The sequence below is a fragment of the Humibacter sp. genome, assembly GCF_035547335.1.
Lineage (GTDB): Bacteria > Actinomycetota > Actinomycetes > Actinomycetales > Microbacteriaceae > Humibacter.
Genome location: NZ_DASZVF010000028.1, coordinates 1 through 3,513 on the forward strand (window position 1 = coordinate 1; position 3,513 = coordinate 3,513).

Below are 3,513 nucleotides of genomic sequence, written 5' to 3' on the forward strand. Positions count from 1 at the left end.
GCGCCACGCGCGCGAGCTCGTCGTGCGTGAGGGAGTCGGATGCCGCCAGCCGGCACGCAGCGGCGAAACCGGGCGCCTCATCCAGGAGTCCCAGCGCGGGCGCGGTGGCGCCGCCGTACGGATCGGCATCGGCGAGCACGACGCTGTGGCCCAGCGCGGCGAGCTCGGCGGCGATCGTGATGGCGACGGACGTGCGGCCCGGCGCCCCTGCCGGACCCCACACGGCGATCACCCGCGAGGCGTCCTGCGTTCCGATCGGTCCGCCGACTCGCGACGGGACCGCGGGGACGCCGCGCAGCGACGGTTCCAGCGCGCTCCAGTCCGCCGCGGCATCCAACGCGTCGTAGACGCCGAGCGCCAGCGCGTGCCTGCGCTCCGACTCCCCTGCCGCGAGCACCACCAGGCGCACGCCCGTGCGGTCGCACATCGAGACGACCTCTGTCGTCAGCCTGCCCCGGCCGGCACCGACCACGGCGACATCCACCTCTCGCGCCTCGAGCGCCGCCACCAGTTCGCGGCCCACGCTGGTGCGTACCGTCACCAGGTGGCCGGATGCTGTCGCCTCCGCCGCCACGCGTTCCTGCATCCGGCGATCCAGACACAGTGCGACGGACGTCATCGTCGAGCTCCCGAGTCGTCCGCGTCCGAATGCCCGGGCGCGCGTTCCGTCGGCGTCGCCCTGGCGGCGTCGTCGGGCGCGTCGGCGTCGTCAGCTTCATCAGCTTTGTCAGGCGACTCGACGCCCGCCGTCGCCGCGGAACCGCCACTGCTCGGAACGACCGAGATGACCTGACCGTCGGCGATGGCCTGCAGAACGGATGCCACTCGTGCCGCGGGAACCCGCAGCTCCACCGAGACGGCGCCCCTGTCGGCGACGAGCGCGTCGTCGTGCGAGACGGACACCACGACCGCGCCCGAGACCAGTACCGCCGGCGGCCGGTAGTTCTTGTCGTTCGCCGCGTGTGCCGCCCAGACGTCTGCCGTCGCTCCGGCCGTCACGGCTGCGGCGACCGGACCCGAGGCCTTCACGACGATGCTCGTCAGAGCCGACTCCGCCTTGTTCCGCACGGCGCCGGCGGGCACGAGCTCGCCTTTCGGAACCGACCGCACGACGACTCCGTCGCCCTGCAGTCCGTCCCGTCCGAGGTAGCGATCGGCATCCGGAACGCGAACGCTCACCAGTTCGACATCACCTGGCGACACGGCATCCCCGGCGACCAGCGTCGTGCGGGCCACATAGACCTGGACGCTCCTGTTCTGCGCGGCCAGCAGTGCCGAGACACCCACGACCGAGGCGGCGATGAGTACGATGCCCACCGCGAACCTCGGATCGAACCAGAACCGCCTGGGCTTCCCGTCCGTCGCGCCCATGTTCCTCTCCTCGTTCCGCAGCTCGTCTTCGCGTGATCGGGACGGGAATCGACATCTCCGCCCGTGCAGCACGCCGTCGATCCTGAGCGACCTCTCAGCCGTGTTCGGCGCATTGCTGCGCTCCTGCTGCGTCCATGGTGCCGATCCTGAGCGACACGTAGGAAAGTTATCCACACGAACGGGGCGTTCGCGGTGCTCCCGCCATAATCGAAGGCATGACCGGCGACCGAACGGATGACGTGACGCGCTTCCTGACGGTCGGCGACGCCGCCGAGATCCTCAGCGTCGCGCCCGGGGACGTCGTCGGCCTCATCACGACCGGTGAGCTGCCGGCGATCCGCGTCGGCCGGCCAGGCGCATGGCGCATCGAGCGGGTCGAACTGGAGGCGTACATCCAGGCGATGTACGAGGAGACCCGCCGTCGCGCCCTGTGGGAGCAGTCGGACCTCGCCTCCATTCCCGAGCTCTCCGGCGGAAGGGTCGTCTGGCCCGACCGCGACTGAGCGCGGCATCCTGCACCGCGCGCGCCGCGCCTAGACGCGAACCAGGATCAGAGCCGCCATCGGCACGATCCGCGTTCCTCGCACGTTGCTCTGCCTGCGCGGCGCACCCGGATCGTGCAGCGCAAGGTCGAAGTGGTCCCTGGCCACCCGGTCGATCGTTCCGTGCAGTGTGCCCGAACGGCTCGTCACCGTGAGCGCGCTCCGGCGGCGCGCGAGGTCGCGCAGCGCGAATGCCAGTCCGAGCCGATCGATCAGCCGTGGAGACGCCTCGGGCGTACGCGAGGCGTCGACATCGGGCTCGGCCTGCAGGCTCTCGACGAGCTGCTCGTCGTCGAGGCCGACCGAGGCGATGGCATCCAGCGGAACGAGCGCCCTCGCCGACGCCACCTGCGATCCGGCTCGGTCGTACTCGTCGGCCACCAGGTCGCCTGACAACCAGTCCCGGCCGAAGGTCATGGGCCGAAGCAGCATCGTGCTGCCGTCGACGAGCCAGAGGCGAATCGCGCGGTGCCTGCCCGCATCCACGCCGGATGCCGCGCGCAGGCGATCACGCAGCGAGAGCTTGCCCAGCCGCAGACGTTCCTCCTCGACCCGGAGCTCCAGGTCTTCGACTCCCAGTTCGTGTTCGAGCTGGCTCTCCAGGTCGTCGAACAGGTTGTCCCAGCGCATGATCCGCCAAGCTAGCGCGCCGAACGACGTCCGAACGGCCGTTATCAACAGGGCACCAACGCCGTGGACGCACTTGTCTGGCCACTGGTTGAGTGACTTCCCACAACACCCCCCAAAGGCGGGGTCCAGGGCACACCCGACAGGCCCGGTCCGCCTTTCTCGCACCGCCGACCGCAGGGAGTACCCATGAGCCATGCTGCCGCGTCGCTTCCGCCGCACGACGTCCCTCCCGACGCGCGGCACGGCTCCCCGACCACCGCGCCGCGCCGCCGTGTTCCGCTCAGCCACGGGCTGGGCGACGACTTCTTCATGGCCCAGCCTTCGCGCAGGGCCGAGCTCGCCGACCCCGAACCGCTCCTGACGAACCTTGCGCGATGCATCCTCGAGGTGCTTGCCGGGGCACGGGAGCTCGAGCAGCTGAACCGATGGGTCACCGACGAGGTCTACGCGACGCTCCTGCACCGCACGGTGCTCGCCGAGCGGGCGCGTCGCGTGAAGGGTCAAAAGGCGGTACGACCGGCCCTCACGGTCTTGAGCACGCACATCTGCGAGCCGCGGGACGGCGTCGTCGAGGCGACGGTCGTCATCCGCAACCCGGTGCGAGTGCGCGCCGTCGCCATCCGCCTCGAGGGTCTCGACCGGCGATGGCGCGCATCGGCCGTCAGCGTGCTCTAGGCGTTCTCGTCGCGAAAGCGGTGCGTGTCGCAGCCTTCGCCGACACACTCCGCGCATGGCGGTCGCCCGCGTGCCGTGCGATCGAACGCCTTTTATCGAGGATCGCGGACGACCGCACCGCCACAGCGTGAACGCATCGGGGATGCGCCGACAGACTCACCCACGACCGCATCGGGAGGGCCGCAGGCCCGGTCGACGCGCTGTTGGGGGTCAGTGCTGCCGGCGCTCAGCGCCGACGACGCTCCTGTGCCCTGCGCTCGGCCCTGTTGAGCGGCTCCGCTTGCGCACTGTCGTC

At 70.7% G+C, this 3,513-nt stretch carries 4 protein-coding genes and 1 pseudogene; 2 read left to right on the forward strand and 3 right to left on the reverse strand.

Features of this window, described 5'->3' with window-relative positions:
- Together VHB92_RS06740 and VHB92_RS06745 are read right to left on the reverse strand one after the other, a co-directional pair.
- Positions 1 to 586, reverse strand: a pseudogene (locus VHB92_RS06740) (regulator); the annotation flags it as partial.
- Positions 587 to 615: 29 nt separating this feature from the next.
- The gene (locus VHB92_RS06745; RefSeq protein WP_325452693.1) at positions 616 to 1,371 is read right to left on the reverse strand and encodes a hypothetical protein; all 756 of its coding nucleotides are present in this window, start codon (positions 1,369 to 1,371) and stop codon (positions 616 to 618) included.
- Positions 1,372 to 1,586: 215 nt separating this feature from the next.
- Here VHB92_RS06745 and VHB92_RS06750 point away from each other — a divergent pair, with 215 nt between their 5' ends.
- Complete coding sequence (locus VHB92_RS06750; RefSeq protein WP_325452695.1) at positions 1,587 to 1,874, forward strand: helix-turn-helix domain-containing protein; 288 nt, start codon at positions 1,587 to 1,589, stop codon at positions 1,872 to 1,874.
- Positions 1,875 to 1,904: 30 nt separating this feature from the next.
- Here the strand turns inward: VHB92_RS06750 and VHB92_RS06755 are convergent, their stop codons facing one another.
- On the reverse strand, positions 1,905 to 2,543 hold the full coding sequence (locus VHB92_RS06755) for a hypothetical protein (RefSeq protein WP_325452697.1): 639 nt from the start codon (positions 2,541 to 2,543) through the stop codon (positions 1,905 to 1,907).
- A gap of 186 nt (positions 2,544 to 2,729) precedes the next feature.
- Between VHB92_RS06755 and VHB92_RS06760 the strand changes: the two genes are divergently transcribed.
- On the forward strand, positions 2,730 to 3,218 hold the full coding sequence (locus VHB92_RS06760; protein ID WP_325452699.1) for an Rv3235 family protein: 489 nt from the start codon (positions 2,730 to 2,732) through the stop codon (positions 3,216 to 3,218).
- Positions 3,219 to 3,513: the final 295 nt, after the last annotated feature.

Coding starts and splice junctions, on each gene's coding strand:
- VHB92_RS06745 (WP_325452693.1), bottom strand. CDS start 1,371: ATGGGCGCGACGGACGGGAAGCCCAGGCGGTTCTGGTTCGATCCGAGG.
- VHB92_RS06750 (WP_325452695.1), top strand. CDS start 1,587: ATGACCGGCGACCGAACGGATGACGTGACGCGCTTCCTGACGGTCGGC.
- VHB92_RS06755 (WP_325452697.1), bottom strand. CDS start 2,543: ATGCGCTGGGACAACCTGTTCGACGACCTGGAGAGCCAGCTCGAACAC.
- VHB92_RS06760 (WP_325452699.1), top strand. CDS start 2,730: ATGAGCCATGCTGCCGCGTCGCTTCCGCCGCACGACGTCCCTCCCGAC.